The 18,139-nt window shown below is 54.3% G+C and carries 13 protein-coding genes and 1 pseudogene; 6 read left to right on the forward strand and 8 right to left on the reverse strand.

The genetic code is table 11. The features are described from left to right. Window positions 1-224: 224 nt before the first annotated feature. Window positions 225-1,538, reverse strand: a complete 1,314-nt coding sequence (locus ACX9GT_RS06720) for an NAD(P)/FAD-dependent oxidoreductase (protein WP_473190377.1) — start codon at window positions 1,536-1,538, stop codon at window positions 225-227. Between the two features lie 266 nt (window positions 1,539-1,804). Between ACX9GT_RS06720 and ACX9GT_RS06725 the strand changes: the two genes are divergently transcribed. The 3 genes from ACX9GT_RS06725 to ACX9GT_RS06735 all read left to right on the forward strand — a co-directional run bounded on the left by ACX9GT_RS06725 (window position 1,805) and on the right by ACX9GT_RS06735 (window position 4,118). Then, complete coding sequence (locus tag ACX9GT_RS06725; RefSeq protein ID WP_473190378.1) at window positions 1,805-2,443, forward strand: TetR/AcrR family transcriptional regulator; 639 nt, start codon at window positions 1,805-1,807, stop codon at window positions 2,441-2,443. A 3-nt stretch (window positions 2,444-2,446) separates the two neighbouring features. Beyond that, on the forward strand, window positions 2,447-3,250 hold the full coding sequence (locus tag ACX9GT_RS06730) for a CPBP family glutamic-type intramembrane protease (RefSeq protein WP_473190379.1): 804 nt from the start codon (window positions 2,447-2,449) through the stop codon (window positions 3,248-3,250). A 94-nt stretch (window positions 3,251-3,344) separates the two neighbouring features. Beyond that, entirely contained in the window at window positions 3,345-4,118 is a 774-nt protein-coding gene (locus tag ACX9GT_RS06735; RefSeq protein ID WP_473190380.1) for a MipA/OmpV family protein, read from the forward strand. A gap of 43 nt (window positions 4,119-4,161) precedes the next feature. Here ACX9GT_RS06735 and ACX9GT_RS06740 read toward each other — a convergent pair whose 3' ends face one another. The 6 genes and pseudogenes from ACX9GT_RS06740 to ACX9GT_RS06765 all read right to left on the reverse strand — a co-directional run bounded on the left by ACX9GT_RS06740 (window position 4,162) and on the right by ACX9GT_RS06765 (window position 10,692). Continuing rightward, window positions 4,162-4,938, reverse strand: coding sequence for an ABC transporter ATP-binding protein (locus ACX9GT_RS06740; protein WP_473191524.1), 777 nt, complete (start codon window positions 4,936-4,938; stop codon window positions 4,162-4,164). Between the two features lie 26 nt (window positions 4,939-4,964). Then, window positions 4,965-5,831, reverse strand: coding sequence for an ABC transporter ATP-binding protein (locus ACX9GT_RS06745; RefSeq protein WP_473190381.1), 867 nt, complete (start codon window positions 5,829-5,831; stop codon window positions 4,965-4,967). Continuing rightward, window positions 5,803-6,637: pseudogene (locus tag ACX9GT_RS06750) on the reverse strand (ABC transporter permease); the annotation flags it as partial. The gene ACX9GT_RS06745 and the pseudogene ACX9GT_RS06750, both read right to left, overlap by 29 nt. 70 nt (window positions 6,638-6,707) lie before the next feature. Next, complete coding sequence (locus tag ACX9GT_RS06755; protein ID WP_473190382.1) at window positions 6,708-7,748, reverse strand: ABC transporter permease; 1,041 nt, start codon at window positions 7,746-7,748, stop codon at window positions 6,708-6,710. Window positions 7,749-7,872: 124 nt separating this feature from the next. Next, window positions 7,873-9,483 carry an ABC transporter substrate-binding protein gene (locus ACX9GT_RS06760; protein WP_473190383.1) on the reverse strand — a complete coding sequence of 537 codons (1,611 nt, stop codon included), beginning with the start codon at window positions 9,481-9,483 and terminating at the stop codon, window positions 7,873-7,875. A 54-nt stretch (window positions 9,484-9,537) separates the two neighbouring features. Beyond that, the gene (locus tag ACX9GT_RS06765; protein ID WP_473190384.1) at window positions 9,538-10,692 is read right to left on the reverse strand and encodes a mandelate racemase family protein; all 1,155 of its coding nucleotides are present in this window, start codon (window positions 10,690-10,692) and stop codon (window positions 9,538-9,540) included. A 704-nt stretch (window positions 10,693-11,396) separates the two neighbouring features. Between ACX9GT_RS06765 and ACX9GT_RS06770 the strand changes: the two genes are divergently transcribed. Beyond that, the gene (locus ACX9GT_RS06770; protein WP_473190385.1) at window positions 11,397-13,997 is read left to right on the forward strand and encodes a ZirU family protein; all 2,601 of its coding nucleotides are present in this window, start codon (window positions 11,397-11,399) and stop codon (window positions 13,995-13,997) included. 91 nt (window positions 13,998-14,088) lie between these two features. Here the strand turns inward: ACX9GT_RS06770 and ACX9GT_RS06775 are convergent, their stop codons facing one another. Then, window positions 14,089-15,462: an IS4 family transposase gene (locus ACX9GT_RS06775; RefSeq protein WP_473189182.1), complete on the reverse strand. Its 1,374-nt coding sequence runs from the start codon at window positions 15,460-15,462 to the stop codon at window positions 14,089-14,091. Window positions 15,463-15,765: 303 nt separating this feature from the next. Between ACX9GT_RS06775 and ACX9GT_RS06780 the strand changes: the two genes are divergently transcribed. Then, a complete protein-coding gene (locus ACX9GT_RS06780) occupies window positions 15,766-16,446 on the forward strand; it encodes a ZirU family protein (protein ID WP_473190386.1) in 681 nt (226 codons plus the stop codon). A gap of 76 nt (window positions 16,447-16,522) precedes the next feature. Beyond that, a complete protein-coding gene (locus tag ACX9GT_RS06785) occupies window positions 16,523-18,139 on the forward strand; it encodes an Ig-like domain-containing protein (RefSeq protein WP_473190387.1) in 1,617 nt (538 codons plus the stop codon).

Genomic DNA, 18,139 nt, shown 5'->3' on the forward strand with positions numbered 1-18,139 from the left:
TTATTTTAAGCCTGTCAATTTTCCGCTCGAAAAAATTATCTTTAAAATCAGCCTGCTATGTTTCTCAAATTGCGGCTATTTGACCGCAATTTGAGATGTGTATAAGAGACAGCCCTCGTGGAGAGGGTGAGGGGAGTATCACTGAACGAGAAGCCCCTCACCCCGGCTCTCTCCACAGGGATAGGGGGCGTCACGGTTATCATTGTGCCAAATGATTATGCTGACTAAATCTCTTTTCTACCCAGATATCTTTCCTTCATCAGCGACAGAGCGATAGCCGCATCAAGCACTGGCGAAGGCGGCAGATAATTCGCTTTGCCAAGCTCTAACATTGCGCCGATCAGCGGATTGTCATGGCCTAGCGCATAGTCGGCCAACAGCGTTCCGGCGATGGTTTGCTTAGAAACACCTGCACCGTTACAGCCGCCTGCGGTATAAATCCCTTTTTTCAATTCCCCCCAAACCGGTGCGCCATTGCGGGTGACGCTGATGGTGCCGGACCAGGTGCGGGTGATCGGCACATCTTTCAACTGCGGGTAGATTTTATTGAATATCCGCTGGTGTAACTGGGTGGCTTGATAGGTCTGCGCGGCGGTGATTCTGCCGTTCAAGGCCGGTGTCACATGCTGGCGGATTAAGAAACGGTGATCCTGGGTATAGCGCAATGTCGCACCGGCAATCGCATTGACCGGGGTTAACCCCCAACTGCTCATCGCCGGGAGTTTTTGCCGTTGTTCTGCGGTTAATGGCGCGGTGATGCTGGCGAAGGTCGCCATGGCCGCCTGCTGGCTGGTGACCGGAGCAAGCTCTCTGGAAAGGGCATTGGTCGCCAGCATGATTTTGCCAGCTTTAATAGTGCCGTAAGGGGTGAGCACTTGGGCAATCTTGCCGGGGCGGATCTCCAGAACTGGCGTATGGTTATAGACGCTCACATTATCCGGCAAATTATTCGCCAGGCCGGTAATCAGGCTGGCGGGATTCACCAGAATAGCGCTCGGGGTATAAATGCCTTTATGGTAAAAACGGCTGCCTAATTTCTGGTAGAGCGCATCTTGATCGAGAATGTGATACGGCTCGCTCATCACATCAAGGTTATCCGTATATTCCTTCAGCACGCGCTCATTGCGGGTATCGACCTGGCAATGATATTTACCGACATTCTCCCACTCACAGTCAATTCCCTGTTGTTCAATCAGGGTGGCTAATTGACGGATGCCCTCTTGCAGCAAAGCACGATAAGACTGCGCCTTTTTGAGTTCTGCCGTTGAGCTGCCGATATTATGCGGTAACCCGATAATAAACCCTGAGTTTCTCGCCGAGGAACTCTCTGCCGCGCAGGCTGCATCGATGACGATGATCTTCAGGTGCGGCGCATGGGTTGCCAGCCTTCTGGCGAAGGAGATACCAGCAAACCCGGATCCGACCACGACCCAGTCCGCCTCGGTAGCGCCGATCAGCACAGGGTAAGCCGTGGGTAACCGATCGTCTTTTAGCCAACCATTCTGGTTCTGATTTAACGGCACTGATGCATATTTCAAACGTATTGTCCTTGTTAAAATTCTGGCTCGCGCCGGGCTAAGATCGTTCAGCCCATGATACATGGAGCGATGCTCCCACTCACCCGCCTTGGCTGTCATTGACCGGAGTCAGGTCAACTCAAATGAAAGATAAAATAAAGCGTATTGGCTGCTTGCACCACCCCACTCCGAGTCTGTCGTGCTCAAAAAAATCTCACTTATTAATTGACTGACCGTCAGTCAATAAGTATTGTGTCGATATTAACTACACAACACAGGAAAGGGTTATGGCTCGTACGGTGAAAAAACCAGAGGTGCGCCGGGCAGAAATTCTGAATGCGGCGGGTAACCTGTTTCAGACTCAGGGGTATGAAACCACCTCTGTCGATGAGATTGTCCGCGCGGCTGGCATCGCCAAAGGGACGTTTTATTACTACTTCAAATCAAAGGAAGAGATACTTGAGGCGTTGGCGCAGCAGATGTGTGCCGATATTACTGCCCAATCACAAGTTATCGCTGACGATCCACATCTGGGGGCAATTGAAAAATTCTGCGCCATCATCGCGGCGCAAAATCAAACGGTAGACAGCGGGCAGTCGCTGGTCGAGGATTTACATCGCCCAGAAAACCGCGCGCTCCATGAACGCAGCAATATTGAAACGGTATTGGTTTTTGGCCCGGTGCTGGCAGCGGTGGTGGAGCAAGGTAACCGAGAAGGGGTTTTTCAGGTCGAGGATCCGTTATCCACCGTGCAGTTTATTTTAGCCGGTTCGCTGTCGCTGTTTGGCCATCAAACTTTTCATTGGACGCCCGAAGAAGAAGCCGCACATATGCAGGCAATGTTGCTGCTGATTGAGCGCGCTTTCGGCGCCGTTCCCGGATCGTTTGCCAACGTGCTCGGTGCCAGTATTCAGGGGCAGGGGTGAGGTATGGCCAATCTCACCCATTCAATCCGTTATTTCCCGCTGCGTTTTTTTGGCCTGGCGCTTGGATTGTCGTGGTTACCATGGATGGTAGCCGCTTATATGAGCCATTTACCGGATAAACAGCCACTGACCACGGCGATAGCTCTGGTGGGTTTACTCGGCCCGGCCGTTGCGGCAGGGATCATGATCCGCCCAGTTGGCGACAGCAGGCTGTGGCAAGACTGTCGTAAGCGGTTGTTTTCTCTGGCGGGGGTAACGCCAAGCCGCTTGTTGATGATGTTCGGGCTGATCCTGTTGCCGTTGCTGGTGGCAACCTGGTTATCCGTGCGGATGGGGCAGAGCACCGCCCAGTTCTCTCTTTCCGCTGGATTTTTGCCAATGTTGCCATTGGCGCTGATTGCCGCGCTATTGGAGGAACTGGGCTGGCGCAGTTATGGCGTGGATAGTTTGAGAAGCGTCTGGAGAATGCTCTTACCGGTTACTCTGGTATTCAGCGGATTATGGGCGCTCTGGCATCTACCCTTATTCTTTATTCAAGGGACTTACCAGCATCAATTATGGCAGGCAGGCGGTATATACGTTGCCAATTTCTTTATCAGTATGTTTCCTGCCACCGTAATGGCTAATTGGTTCTATTACCGCTGCCAACGCAGTATTCCGGCTGCCGTTCTATTTCACTTTACTCTGGTAATGGCGGCAGAATTATTACAGATAGAACCTTTGACCAAATGTATCTGGACCGCAATATTACTCTTGGTCGCAGCATTATTGATTGCCATTGAACAAGACTTTTTCTGTAAAGAATAATTCGCACTCTTTAATTACAACACTTTAATTCACTAAAAAGCGCTGTTCAGCGCTGACGGTACACTTTTAACTAAAATACTCTGGGAACTTTATTATGACTCACTCAACTTATTGCTCTATCCGTCCCTCATTGCTGTCAGTTGGCGTATTTTCACTAGCAACCCTATTATTCACCGGCAGTGTACAGGCAGGGGAATGGTCCGTAGGGGCAGGCGTGGCGGCAGAACAATTAGCCTATCGGGATTATGATACGCAGTTTATGCCAGTACCGATTATCACTTATCAAGGGGAGCAGTTTTTTATTAGCGGCCAAGGCGCGGGGATCAATATTATTAATACCGATACCCACGGCTTGAGCTTTAATGTTGACTACTCACCGCTGAGTTTTAAACCCTCAGACAGCAGTGACCCAGCAATGAAAAAACTGGATAAGCGGCGCGCCACTGCCATGGCAGGTATGGGGTATCAATATAATGCCGACTGGGGAACCGTCAGCGGTAAAGTGGCGACAGATGTTCTGGGTTATAGCGACGGGGTGCTGGTGGATGTCGGCTATCAGTATTTATTCCAGTTTGGCAAATTACAACTGGTGCCGGGTGTCGGCATGCAGTGGCAAAGCCGTTCTTTTAATGATTATTACTTTGGTGTCAGCAAGCAGGAATCACAACGCAGTGGAATAGCGGAATACCGTGCGAAGAGCGGCGTCTCCTCTTATTTATCCCTCACCAGTTATTATGTGGTTAACGATAATTGGCAACTGTTCCTGATGGGTAACTATGAGCAGATGAGTGATACGGTGAAAGATAGCCCGATGACCGAGCGCGATTATAGTGTCACCGTAGCCACCGGGGTTTTATATAAGTTTTGATCGGGCGGTGTTTCTGGCGCGCAAGGGCGCGCCAGAGCCTAAGCTACTGCATTCGTGCCGCCTCTTGCGCCAGATCGCGGCTGTAGCTGCGGCTGGCATCGACCAGCATAGTGGTATAGGCGGTTTTTGGCGTATTGGTGGTCAAATCACCGGTATCCAGCGTTTCGAGAATGCGCCCGTATTGCATTACCGCCACCCGGTGGCACAGATGGGCGATCACCCCCAAATCATGCGTTACCATCAGATAGGTCAGCTTCTCCCGCTGTTGCAGCTCCGCCAGCAGGTTGAGGATTTCCGCCTGCACCGAAACATCCAACGCCGAGGTGGGTTCATCCAGCAGCAGCACCTGCGGCTCCAGGATCAGCGCGCGGGCAATCGCCACGCGCTGGCGCTGGCCGCCGGACAACTGGTGCGGATAACGGCTGCGAAACGCCGTGCTTAGGCCCACTTTCTCCAGAATGCTATCGATGCGCTGGTGGCGATCGCTGAAGCCATGAATCGCCAGCGGTTCTTCCAGAATCGATTCCACCCGGTGGCGCGGGTGCAGCGAACCGTAGGGATCCTGAAACACCATCTGCACGCTGCGGCAGCGCTGGCGCTCTATCCGGTGTTGCAAAGGATGGCCGTCGATCGCCAGTTCGCCCGTCCAGTGGTTAAACAGCCCGGCGAGGCATTTCAACACCGTGGTTTTACCGGAGCCAGACTCACCGACCAGGCCAAAAATCTCACCGCTGTTCACCGCCAGGTTAACGTCGAACAGCACCTGATTCTGCTGGCTCCCTTCGCCGAACGTCAGATTAAGGTTGTTCACTTCAATCATGGTTGCAACTGACATAGGTTTGCTCCTTAACCATCGAGCCAAGCGGGATCGCGCACCATCACCGGCAGCGTTGCCCGGCGATGTGCAATATCCGGCAGCGCATTGAGTAGCCCACGCGTATAAGGATGCTGGGCGTTATCCAGATCGCAGGCGGCGATCGATTCCACTACCCGGCCAGCGTACATCACCAGCACCCGATCGCAGAAACTGCGCACCAGGTTGATATCGTGGCTGATAAAAATCAGCCCCAAGCCGCGTTCTTCTACCAGATCGTCAAGCATCGCCAGCACCTGCAAGCGTATCGAAACATCCAGCGCGGAAGTCGGTTCATCGGCGATCACCAGTTCCGGGCCGGTGATCAGCATCATCGCAATCATGATGCGCTGCCCCTGGCCACCAGAGACTTCGTGAGGATAAAGCCCGTAAACCCGCTCGGGCTGGCGGATCCGCACCACGTTAAGCATCGCCATCACCCGCTCTTTCGCCTCGGCGCGCGACACCTTATGGTGTGCCAGATAGGCTTCGGCGATCTGATCGCCGACGCAGACCACCGGGTTCAGCGAATATTTAGGGTCTTGCATAATCATCGACATGCGTTTACCGCGCACCTGGCGCATGGTGGCTTCGCTCACCTCCAGCAGGTTGGTATCGGCGAAACGCAGCTTCTTGGCCGTAATGCGCGCACTGCCTGGGTGCAGGCGCAGCAGCGCCCGCCCGACGGTGGATTTGCCGGAGCCCGACTCCCCCACGATCGCCAGTTTCTCTTTACCCAGGGTAAACGACACTCCGCGCACCGCATCGGTCACCCGCGCGCCGTTGACAAAGCTGACGCGCAGGTCTTCCACCTCCAGTAACGGGGCGGGTTTATTCAGTTCTAGGATCGAGGATGTCACGTAAGCCATCTCCTAAAAAGTTGAATGCCAGGCTGTTCAGCAGGATCGCCAGCCCAGGAATGGTCACCAGCCACCAGCACTCCATCATGTAGCGCCGTCCGCTGGAAATCATCGCGCCCCATTCCGGGTCAGGCGGCTGCGCGCCCAGGCCGAGGAAGCCCAAACCGGCGGCGGTCAGGATGATCCCGGCCATATTCATGGTGATACGGATAATCACCGACGGCAGGCAGAGCGGCACGATATGGCGCAGCAGAATGCGCAGCGGGGAAGCCCCTTGCAGTTTCACCGCCGAGATAAAATCCGCGTTGCGCAGCGAAAGGGTTTCCGCCCGCGCCAAACGCGCAATCGGCGGCCAGGCGGTCAGCGTGATCGCAATCACCACATGCTCCAGCCCTGGGCCTAACGCGGCGACAAAGGCCAATGCCAGCACCAAGCTAGGGAAGGAGATGAAGATGTCGGTCACGCGCATCAGTACCGTATCCACTTTGCCGCCAAAGTAACCTGCCACCACGCCGAGCATCAGGCCGATGGGGCCAACGGTGACCGAAACCAGCGCCACGATATACAGCGTGATGCGCGAGCCATACACCAAACGGCTAAACTGATCGCGGCCAAACTCGTCGGTGCCGAACCAGTGTGTGGCCCCCGGCGCTTGCAGGGCGTTAGTCAGATCCTGCGCCAGCGGATCGTGGGTCGCCAGCCATGGGGCAAACAGCGCTACCAGGATCAGCAGGAAGACAATCGCCGCGCCGATGGCGGTGAGCGGGTTCTTTAGCATCAACACCAGGAAATCCAGCACACCGCGCAGGAAAAGCCCCAGCTTGCCGCTGGCAGCGCCCGGCTGGCGCGCTTGCAGGGCCGGTTCAGAGGAGATATTCATGCATTAGTCCTCGGATCGAAGAATTGATACAACATGTCGGAGATCAGGTTGAGCGTCACGAAGATCAGCCCGACCAACAGCACGCAGCCCATCACCGCATTCATGTCGCCAAGCAGCAGGCTACCGGTCAAATAGGAACCGAAGCCGGGCCAGGAGAAGACGGTTTCGATCAGCACCGCCCCTTCCAGCAGTGAGCCGTAGGCCAGCGCCACCACCGTCAGTAGTTGCACCAGAATATTGCGGAAGGCGTGCGACCAGAGCACGCGAAACTCCGACAGCCCTTTCACTCTGGCGGTGATGATGTACTCCTGCGACAGTTGCGCCAGCATAAAGCTGCGCGTCATACGGCTGATATAAGCCAGCGAATGGAAACCGAGGATCGTGGCGGGCAACACCAGGTGATTCAGGGCGCTGCGAAACACTTCCCACTCGCCCGCCAGCGCGGAGTCGATCAGCAGCAGGCCGGTGCGGTTATCCACCAAACCATCGAAAGCCATGTCGACCCGCCCCGCGCCGCCCACCAGATTCAGCCAGGCATAAAACACCAGCAGCCCCATCATGCCGACCCAGAAGATCGGCGTGGAATATCCCGCCAGGCTGATAAAGCGCACGATATAGTCCGCGATCTTGCCGCGCCGTGCTGCCGCCATCACCCCCAACGGCACCCCTAAACCGGCACCGACGATGATCGCCATGGTGGCCAGCTCAATGGTGGCAGGGAACACGCGGATAATGTCGTCCACCACCGGGCGCCCGGTCAGCAGCGCATTGCCCAAATCCCCATGCAGCAGCGAATTCAGATAGATAAAGAACTGTGTCCAGAGCGGTTTATCCAACCCTAACTGCTGATAAACCTGCTGGTAGGTACTTTGATCCGCATCCTGCCCGACGATCGCTAATACCGGATCGATAGGCATTACCCGGCCGATAATAAACGTCAGTATTAATAAACCAAACAGCGTCACGATCACCTGTAATAAGCGCTTACTCAGGCGGCGTAATAAGCCATTAGGTTGTAACCAATCAGAGAAATTCATGTTTCCCTCTCGATATGATGCGGGAAATAATACCTAAGTCCGTCAGGCGTTATTTCCCGGTTTAATCAGATGCGAGTCGCAGGCAGCGGTTAGTTTAATTAACCACCACCCCTGGATAAATAAATTAACGCTGTTTATACACGCTACGTAAATGCGTGGTGGAAGACGGATGTGGAATATAGTCGACGACATCCTTACGCACGACCACGGAATCGACCATCTGAGAAATTGGCAAAATAGCCGGGTACAGCGCGTCGTAACGGTTCTGCACCGCGATATACAGCTGCTTCTGCTTCTCCTGATCTTTCTCGACCAACGCCTGATCGATCATCTCGTTCAACTGTTGATCATAGAATGACGTGCGCCAGCCCTGGAAGTTGGTCAGCTTGGCCGCATCGCTATTATCCGGGTTATAGGCAATCGAGCGCAGGCTGGAGTGCGGGTGCGGATCAACGCCGCCACCGCCGCGCCCAACCAGCATGTCGAACTGGCGATCGCGCATGGCACCATAAACCTGGTTGCCGGTGCCCGACATGATCTTGGCATTGATACCCGCCTGAGCCAGCGTGGACTGCACGGAGGTGGCGATATTGATAAACGGCGGATCGGCCAGCACGCGCATTGTGGTGGTAAAACCGTCAGGATAGCCCGCTTCCGCCAGCAGCGTTTTGGCCCGCGCGACGTCCAGCTTATAGCCAGGATCCGGCAGCGTGGCACTCATGCCTTTTTGGATTGGCCGCTGATGGTAAACACCGTAACCGGGCATGATGGTGTTGTTGATGCCGTCGTAGTCAATCAGGGAACGCACCGCCTCACGGACCTTTGGATTGGCGAAATGCGGCTCTTTCAGGCTCATGGCCACGTAATAAATGGTGCCTTTGCTGACGTCGTCAATGACGATCTGCGGATCGCTCTTCAGCGCGTTGATATCAGGCACCGACATGCCGGTGGCGATATCAATATCCCCTTTTTCGATCATCAGGCGCAGCGCCTGTGACTCGGTCATATGGCGGAAAATCACGCGCTTCATCTTGGCATCGTCGCGCCAGTAGTCGTCGTTGCGGCTCATGCGCAGCACGTCTTTCGCCTGCCAGACATCCAGCTTGAACGGCCCGGAACCGGCCTCATTGGTGGTCAGCCAGCCGTTGCCCCAGTCACCGTTTTTCTCATGCTGCATGATCGTGGCGCGATCGAGAATCGAACCGCTGCCCAGCGTTGCCAGCGAGTAGATCACCAGCTTCGGGTCGGTCGGTTTGGGCAGTTCGATTTCGATGGTCAGCGGATCGGTGGCCCGCACCATTTTCTCTACGTTGTCGGCGGTAAACCCGTAGGATTTCCAGGTGGTGGCCTGCGCCATATTCAGGTTCAACAGGCGCTTCATCGACCAGGCAAAGTCTTCTGCCGTCAGTGGATTACCCGAGTGAAACTTGGCCCCTTCCTGCAAGTGGAACGTGATCAGCTTGCCATCTGCGCTGATTTCCCAGCTTTTCGCCGCGCCGGGCAGCACGTTGCTCAGATTGGTAGGGTCCAGCTCAACCAGTGAATCATAAAGGTTAACAATAATGCCGACGGCGTCGTTACCGGTCATGGCCGCCGGATCGAGGGAGAGCAGGTTGTTCATGTTCATCCCAACGATCAGCTGATCGTTGGGGGTTTTGGCGCTGACCACGGCAGGGAGCGCCGTGGCAACCAGTAGGGAAAGACAGAGGGAACGTAATATCAATGTTGTTTTCATGGACCATCTCCAGGTGGGATAGGACTCAGATTTTATATTGTCAGAAAACCGGGCTTATTCCTGTGCGACCTGATGCGCCTCGATATAGTCGAAGTTGATATCCTCGCCCAATCCAGGCCGCGTCGGCAGATGCACAAAACCTTCGGCATCCATCGGATCAATGATGCTGTTGAGATAGGCCGCAGGCTCGTCATAGTCGAGGAACGGATGCAGCAGGCCACGCTCATACCAGCGGCAGTTGCGGATGGCTCCCACCACCGCCAGGTTCGGCGCACCGTTGCCGTGGATCTCACAGTCCATGCCGAAGGATTCCGCCAGATGCGCCACTTTCAGGCAAGGGGTGATACCGCCGACGCCTTGCACACCGGCGCGCAGGATGTCGCAGGCACCGGCCTTGACCCAGTCCGCACGGCTGAAGTACTTGCCTGACAGGCTTTCCGGGCCGATCACGTCGATGTCCAGGTTTTGCGTCAGCCAGACGTAAGAAGCCATACTTTGCTCCTCCATCGGCTCTTCAAACCAGGCGAAATTGAGCTTTTGCAGCTCACGGCCGATGTAAAGCGCATCGCTGCGGCTGTACCAGTGGTAACCATCCAGCATCAGGGCGATGTCTGGCCCCACGGCTTCGCGCACGGCGGCGCAGGCGCGTACATCCATTTTCGGGCTGGGTGAGAAAGACACCGGCGGCATCCAGGTATGCAGCTTGATCGCCTGATAACCGCGCGCCACCAGTTGTTCGGCAAAGCGGCCGTACTCTTCCGGCGTTGACAGACCCCCGCTCAGCTCATCGCCGCACATGGTGCTGCCGTAGGCTGGCACCTTCTCGCGGTAGCCGCCCAGCAGCTTGTGTACCGGTAGATCGAGCTTGCGCCCCAGCAGATCCCAAATTGCCTGTTCGGCGATGGCCAGCGCGCGGTCGGTCAGCTGATTGGCGCTGCCGCGTTGCCAATGCACCAGATCGTTCCACAGCCGCTCGCGGTCGAACGGGTTTTGCCCGATCAGCACCTTACGGAAAAAAGCATTGATGATATGCGGGCGGATCACCTCCGGCGGAGCAAAGGCATAGCCCGCGCTGCCATCGTCGCAGGTGATGGTCAACATCGCCATTTTTGCCAGCGACTCTTTGCCTGGGTGGGAATGCCCTGCGCTATCGGAAACGCGACGGGTGGGATAGGTAAATACCTGAACGTTAACAGACTCTATTTTCATTGTGTTACCTGCCTCGAATATTGAACCCTGAATATCTGCGATGAAAAAACCTTATTTAGATTAATGTTATTTACCTAATTTCAATAAAATAAAACATCGTTCCATTTAAAAAGAAATAATATTTCACGTATTGAAAGTATTGAGGATATTCATCCAAGAGTCATTAGGAAATTAATGCGAATTACTCCGAGAATAGGGTTGTCACTTGGGCGGATGCACAAGGGGCTGTGAGTCGTATCACAATGAGAGCAGGAAAGCCCCTATGTGCAGGTGCCGTGCCATGGCACCGTTTACCGATATAGAGGCGTAGTATTCGGGGCGATGTATCTCGTTACGCGAGCTAAAGACATTTCTCATTTACGCCAGGGCAAGTGGCATCGCGTCTTTGTCTCCTGGTTGCGCTGGGGAACGTTGCAAAGTTTTTTCATATACCGAAGGCATGACGATAATGGTTTAAAACACGCCTCCAGCCGAGCACCAGGGTATATACGGCATAAATTGCTTTATTTTGAAACGGAAAATCCTGAGGTCAGCTTGTTGCGGCTACCGTTCACGGTTTGAGAAAAGCCTGAAGCGAGTCTACGCTAACTGATATCCAGAAGGAGTTTTCCTCGGTGACCTGCAAACCTGTTGTTGTGTGGATTAATATAGTCTTACAACTGCTATTGCCGTTGAGCCTATCTTTTTACCCTGCAATAGCCAAAATGCTGACGCCTTCCCCACAGACAGTTTCGGCTATGCCGAATGAAACGGTGTCCTACACCATGGCCGCGGGGGAAAATGTCTCTCTGGTGGCGAAAAAATATCACCTTACGGTCGATGAATTAAAAAAAGTTAATCAGTTTCGCGTATTTTCCAAACCCTTCGAGCAACTGGGCAGCGGCGATGAAATTGATATTCCGCACGGTGCCTCGCGGCCGTTGAAAACCCAGCAAGAAAATACTCAAACGACGCCGCCTGCTCAATATCAAGAGCGCTTGGCGCACAATTTGTTGAAAGGCGCGACGCTGGTGGCTGATGACAACACGCCGCTGGCGGCCGCCGGTATGGCGCGCTCGATGGTGGTCGGCGAAGCCAACGATTCCGTGCAGCATTGGCTGAGCCAGTTCGGTACCGCACGCGTCCAGCTCAGTCTGAATGACCAACTCAACCTTGAGGGCAGCTCATTCGACATGCTGGTGCCGCTTTATGACGATCAGCAATCCTTGTTTTTCAGCCAGTTTGGTCTGCGCAATAAAGACAGCCGCAATACCGTCAATATTGGCGCGGGCATCCGTACCTTGCAGGATAACTGGATGTACGGCGCTAACGCTTTTTTTGATCGTGATATGACGGGCAAGAATAGCCGGGTGGGTTTTGGCGCCGAAGCCTGGACGGATTACCTCAAGCTCTCGGCGAACAGCTATTTACGCATGACCGGCTGGCATCAGTCCCGTGATTTTGCTGATTACAATGAACGCCCGGCCAACGGTTACGATCTGCGTGTCGACGCTTATTTACTGGCTTACCCGCAGTTCGGCGGTAATTTGATGTATGAACATTATTGGGGTAATGAGGTGGCGCTGTTCGGCAAGGATGACAGGCAGAAGAACCCCTATGCCTTCACCGCGGGGATCAACTACACGCCAATTCCCTTGATCACCATCGGGGCAGAGCACCGCGCCGGTAAAGGTGGCAGAAACGACAGCAATATCAGCGTTCAACTGAATTATCACCTTGGGGAACCTTGGCAGACACAGATCGATCCTTCCGCAGTGGCCGCCAGCCGCACGCTGGCCGGTAGCCGTTATGATCTGGTGGAGCGTAATAACGATATTGTGCTGGAGTATCAGAAACAGGATTTAATCCAGTTGGCATTACCGGATCAAATAACCGGCAGCGCGTTTGAGATTGTTAAAATAGATGCGCAGGTAACGGCGAAATACGGGCTTGAGCGAATCGATTGGGATACCGCATCGTTAGTGGCGGCGGGCGGCGTGGTGCAACAAATCTCCTCGCAAAGTATCTCAATAAAACTGCCGCCGTATACGGCAGGTAGCAATATTTATACGCTGGGTGCCGTGGCCTACGATAGCCAGGGTAATGCCTCAAACCACAGCTCGACGCGGATTATTGTCATGCAGCAAGTGGTCAGCAAATACAATTCCAGCTTAGAGGTTGCCCCGGCGGAAATACCGGCGGATGGCGTTGCCGACAGCCAGATTACCCTGAATTTAAAAGACGTGAATAATCTGCCGGTGAAGGGCATGGCGGATCAACTGACGCTGGATTTACATTTTACGCCAGATGCGACGGCAGCCCAGCCAACTAACCAACCGCTGCTGAGTGCGGTGGCTGAAACCGCGCCGGGTGTTTATACCGCTCAGTTAACGGCAGGTTTCACGCAGGGGGAAGCCATTATTGTTCCAACTATTCAAAACATCTCTCTGGCATCAGCTAAAGTTATTTTAACAGAGAGCAGCCACACACCGAACGTGGATAATTCTTCTTTCAGCGTTGAGCCTGCCGAGATTATTGCGGATGGCGTGCATACCAGCACCCTCAGCTTTAGCGCCCAGGATAGTCACCATCAGCCGATTACAGGATTAACGGTGGCCTTTGACGTCACCGGCGAGCCGGAGGTCACTCTGAGCGCAGTCACGGAAAATAATGGCGTGTATAGCGCGACACTGAGCGGGGTTGTGGCTGGCACCGTAACGGTGGCCCCGACGGTGAATGGCGATGCCATAGCGGTGACATCACACGAAGTCACGCTCATCGCCGATCACAACACCGCCACTATTGGCCTGACGGTCATTAACGATGAGGCGTTAGCGGATGGGGTTGATGTCAATAAAGTCAAAGCGCGCTTGACAGACCAACACGGCAATCCTCTCGAAAATGTGCCGATGGAGTTTGAGGCCGACAACGGTGCGACGGTGATACCACCCGACGGCATTACGGATGCCGAAGGGGAGGTGACGGTGCAACTGGCCAATATCAATCCGGGCGTGACCACGGTGACCGCGTTCACTGGTGGGCATGAGGAACGGGTTGAAATCTATTTCATGCCAGAGACGCCGGAGAAATTGTTGATCTACCACAACGGCGCTGAATTGACCGAGCACCCGGTGGTTGGGGATACCCTGGTGGCCGTTGCGATGTGTTCGATTGCGCTGTGTAACGGGGTATCAATGAATTATCAGTGGGAAGTTGAGTCTGCTGTCGGTTCAGGGGTGTTCATCGCTATTCCTGGTGCCACTTCAGAAACATTGACGGTGACAGGTGATTTACAGAAACGGGCTATCAGAGTGGTTTCGCATTAATCCTAATGCTGGTCAGTTAAGCGCAAAGCTGCATAATTATGCAGCAGGTGCTAAAGGTGTGGCCTCCCTCTCCCTGTGGGCTGTCTCTTGATCAGATCTCCTGATCAAGAGACTTCGCGAGATTATACCCTTCAACGATATCCTGAAGCTTGAACCAGCCTTCCCACATCACTACCCAGCCCGCACGGCCCGTTCGTTTGCTGTCATACCAGTGCCCCAGTTTTGCCAGATTCAGATACGCCCATTTCAGCGTCGGCGCTTGCTTCGGTAACGCTTTTCCTTCCTGTTTTACCCACAGCAGTTTCCATTCTATTGGGCTTAAGACGCGTTCACAGGACGCATTCAACGTCTCTTCGCTCAGCCCGCCCTGACGCAACGCCAACACCCGAACCGCAATAAAGGCAAGAATGACCACCATACGTTCCAGATTGGCCCGGCTTTGCATGCGAGACGCCTCAACCTGCGTCCCACCACTTTTCCACGCTTTGTGATATTCCTCTATTAACCAGCGACGTTCGTAGTAGCTGATGATGACGCGCGCTTCTGCTGCCGAGCCCACTTTTTCTGAGGTTAACAGATGCCAGCAGGCCCCTTCCGGCTCTTCTTCACGGCAGCAGATATACGTCAACGGTACGGAGGCTCCGGGCTGGTTTGGATGTTTTATTTCAACAGGACAGTAACTGACGAACATCTGTGCCTGACGGGCTGCGCGCCCTCCTTTTTGAACGACATTCAGCCAATGGCTGCCTGTTTGTGTGAGTGTGGCAGGCAACTCGAAGAGTTTATCACTGCTGTCTTCAAGCCGGCGATTTTGTGCCGCCCGGACGACGAAGCGCTGGCCCTGGCTGATTTTATAGTCGAGGTAATGCCAGATATCGGCTTCCCGGTCACAGACCGAGATAACTTGCTGTTGCGTATCGCCGAGCCGCTGCGCCATGAGTTCAGACGCCTGCTGCCATTTGTAACTTTCTTTTTCTTCGTAAGCGTGTTGTTTTCGCTGGTGTTTCTTACCGTATTCAGCGATGTCACGACTCCAGCGCTGCTGGTCGATAAGGCCCACCACTTGTGCCGTTTTGGGTGAGTAAAGCAAGACAGAATGCGCCAGTAGCCCCCGTATTTTAGGGCTGGTCGTTGTATTGCCGAGTTCGTCAAAAGCCGTGGGATGACTGAAGTTGATGGAAGTCGTGTCCTCTAATGCAAGGAGAAGTGGGTGCTCTTTGGCGGCGCTTGCCGTTGCGATGAAACCCGCATCAGCGACGGCTTCCGGCGAGACATTGGGGTTACGCATGAGGCGGTATGCGCCTTCGACTTCGGCAGGGGAATGTGATGATTTCACAATAGAAAGTCCTGTGTGTTGAGCCAGTGAAGCAGTGAGTTTCACCAGGCGATGAGTCCTGCGTTTGTCGCCGAGTTGAGCAAGACCGAAAGTGTCTTGAGCCCATGAATCACAATCAGAAAGCACCATACTAAAAACCGAAGGAAGGGAGAATATCAAGACAGATCAACAGATAGGAAAAAAGTTCAAAAACCCCCGACGAGTATGTCGGGGAGTTGTGTATAAGAGACAGCCCTGTGGGAGAGGGCCGGGGTGAGGGGCTTTAGTTCAGTGATGTCCCCCTCACCCTAACCCTCTCCCCGAGGGAGAGGGAACTGGTTAGCCTTAACTGACAAGCATTACGCATTAACCCTGGGTTTTTATCACCATTCCAGGTGGTTCTGGAATGCTATTCAAACATTGATTTTGAGTACAGATAGAGGATAGAAAACGATGAAGCATAAAATTGGCTCTCTGCTATCGGGGATGTTGCTCAGCATGTTGATTATTGGCTCGGCATGGTCGGCTGTCACATCCAGCCCGACGACTACCGTAAGAGGTCGTGCCCCGGTGGTGACGCAAACCACTATTATTTCTGACGATGCTGGCGGCAATGGTCTGGTTGATGTCGGCGATACGTTGAGTATTGGCACCCCAGGGACGTTCAGCGATGAGGATGGCGATGCGGCGATACCGCAAACCTACCAATGGCAGGCCGATGGAGCCGATATTCCTGGGGCAACCGGCAATACCTACACCATTGTTGCCGGTGATTTGGGCAAAGCCATCACGGTGGTCGTGACCCCACATACCGATCCGACCATCACCGATCCAGCCGAAGGTTTAGCCGTTGCGTCTAATTCCCTGACGGTGGTTGAGGGTGGCATCGTCACTAGCGTAGAAGTGACCGGTGAAGTGGGTGGCTATCCACAAGTTGATACGGCTCTGACCGCAACAGCAACCTGTGCGGGCGGTACCTGTATCGGTGTGACCTACCAGTGGCAGATCGAAACTGGCGTAGGCACCAATACCTTCACCGATATCAGTGGCGCAACCAGCAGCACCTATACGCCAGTGCGGACCGACCAGAGACTGAGAGTCCAGGTGGTGGTGGGTAACTCACCGACTCAGTAATAAAGAGTCAGTTCAGGCAGGCTTGATGTGGTATCAAGCCTGCCTACTTAACCAATCAGTATGATGGATACGCTGGATGCTGCGCTGTGCTCATATCTTCAATGATTTTTTATTCAGGATATTACTGGTTCTGACCATCGTCATGAGCCAGGCGGTGCAGGCCGTCCAGCAATCCACTACGCCAGTTCACGGGCGAGCGCCAACGGCGACGCTCTCGGTAAATAACACACAGCCACAGGCTGGCGATGTTATTACGGTCACCTCGGCCTTCAACGATGCAGATGGCGATGCCGAACAGGGAACAACCTATCAGTGGACGCTGGACGGTGCCGCGATCGGCGGGGCGACAGCGCCAAGTTATACTCTGGATCTCAGCGATATTCTGGCGGGCAGTGAACTGAATGTGATCGTCACCCCGCAGACCGACCCTGATATCACCGTACCCAGCGAAGGCTTGCCGGTTCAGCTAGCTACGCCGATCAATATCAAATGGCAGCGAACTATCGCCAGCCTGGCGTGGGTGGAAGCGCCATTGGGCGTGGTGGCCGATGGGCAAGCGGTAAATACCGTGCGCGCGACCGTGCAATATCTGGATGGCACCCCCGCCGTGGGGGCCACGGTATTGTTTGATGCGGACAACCTGGGCGCAGTCTCTGCCACTGCGCAAACGGGCGTTGATGGCGTAGCGACGGCCTACGTGACCAACGTGATCGCCGGTACTACTCATGTAACGGCCAGCATTGATAATGACGTTCAGTCTATCGATACGCTGTTTGTTGCTGGCCCGGCCTATGTCGTCGATACGGAAGTGACCCAGAACAACGCGCTGGCCAACGGCACTGACGATAACAATGTGCTGGTCAGCGTAGAGGATAGCCAGGGCAACAGTGTGGTGGGCGAAACCATTACTTTCACCGCGACCAACGGCGTGACGCTCAATACCACCAGCGCTCAAACCGACAGCGAAGGCGAAGTGACCTTATCATTGACCAGCGAATCGGCGGTCAGCAGTGAGGTGACGGCTACCGCCAGCAACGGCGTTTCCTCTACCGTTACCGTTGATTTTTCTGAGGAATTGCATATGACGCATATCCTGGTCAACGGCGCTTCTTTCTCGGTTAATGACGGATTCCCTGGCACAGGATTTGTCGGCGCCGCATTCCAACTGGTCATCGGCGAAACACCGGCAGATAACAGCGCTTATAACTGGAGCACCAATCAGAGTTGGGCCAGTGTGGATGGCAGCGGCAACGTCATATTCAATCAGGAGCCGACATCGGGCAATAACAGCGTCACCGTCACGGCTGAACATCCAGACAATGGCACCACATTAACCTACCAGTTCACCGTGAATCGCTGGTTTAGAAATAATGACTTCAACATTATGACATACAGCGCTGCCGCAGCCTGGTGCAGTTCCCAAGGCAGCGGTTACGCAGTGCCGGGCTATAGCCAGATGACCGATAGAACCCCGGCCAGCCAGACCGGTGCCAACCGGGATGCCGACGGCAGACTGTGGAATGAATGGGGCACCATGAACAGTTACTCTAACGGCTGGTTCGCCGGTAACTATTGGGTGACTGAACTGGTCAGCGGCGGTAACGCCCGGCATTACGTTTATCTGGGGAATGGCAGCTTGTTCAGCTTCCCGTTGGATGGCGCAACCTATGTTACCTGTTCGACATCGCTGTAA

This window comes from Serratia sp. YWN4 (assembly GCF_055790845.1).

What these genes read in the sequence shown, in the direction of transcription:
- ACX9GT_RS06725 (WP_473190378.1), top strand. Translation starts at nt 1,805, where the DNA reads ATGGCTCGTACGGTGAAAAAACCAGAGGTGCGCCGGGCAGAAATTCTG.
- ACX9GT_RS06730 (WP_473190379.1), top strand. Translation starts at nt 2,447, where the DNA reads ATGGCCAATCTCACCCATTCAATCCGTTATTTCCCGCTGCGTTTTTTT.
- ACX9GT_RS06735 (WP_473190380.1), top strand. Translation starts at nt 3,345, where the DNA reads ATGACTCACTCAACTTATTGCTCTATCCGTCCCTCATTGCTGTCAGTT.
- ACX9GT_RS06740 (WP_473191524.1), bottom strand. Translation starts at nt 4,938, where the DNA reads ATGATTGAAGTGAACAACCTTAATCTGACGTTCGGCGAAGGGAGCCAG.
- ACX9GT_RS06755 (WP_473190382.1), bottom strand. Translation starts at nt 7,748, where the DNA reads ATGAATTTCTCTGATTGGTTACAACCTAATGGCTTATTACGCCGCCTG.
- ACX9GT_RS06760 (WP_473190383.1), bottom strand. Translation starts at nt 9,483, where the DNA reads ATGAAAACAACATTGATATTACGTTCCCTCTGTCTTTCCCTACTGGTT.
- ACX9GT_RS06765 (WP_473190384.1), bottom strand. Translation starts at nt 10,692, where the DNA reads ATGAAAATAGAGTCTGTTAACGTTCAGGTATTTACCTATCCCACCCGT.
- ACX9GT_RS06770 (WP_473190385.1), top strand. Translation starts at nt 11,397, where the DNA reads ATGCTGACGCCTTCCCCACAGACAGTTTCGGCTATGCCGAATGAAACG.
- ACX9GT_RS06775 (WP_473189182.1), bottom strand. Translation starts at nt 15,462, where the DNA reads ATGGTGCTTTCTGATTGTGATTCATGGGCTCAAGACACTTTCGGTCTT.
- ACX9GT_RS06780 (WP_473190386.1), top strand. Translation starts at nt 15,766, where the DNA reads ATGAAGCATAAAATTGGCTCTCTGCTATCGGGGATGTTGCTCAGCATG.
- ACX9GT_RS06785 (WP_473190387.1), top strand. Translation starts at nt 16,523, where the DNA reads ATGCTGCGCTGTGCTCATATCTTCAATGATTTTTTATTCAGGATATTA.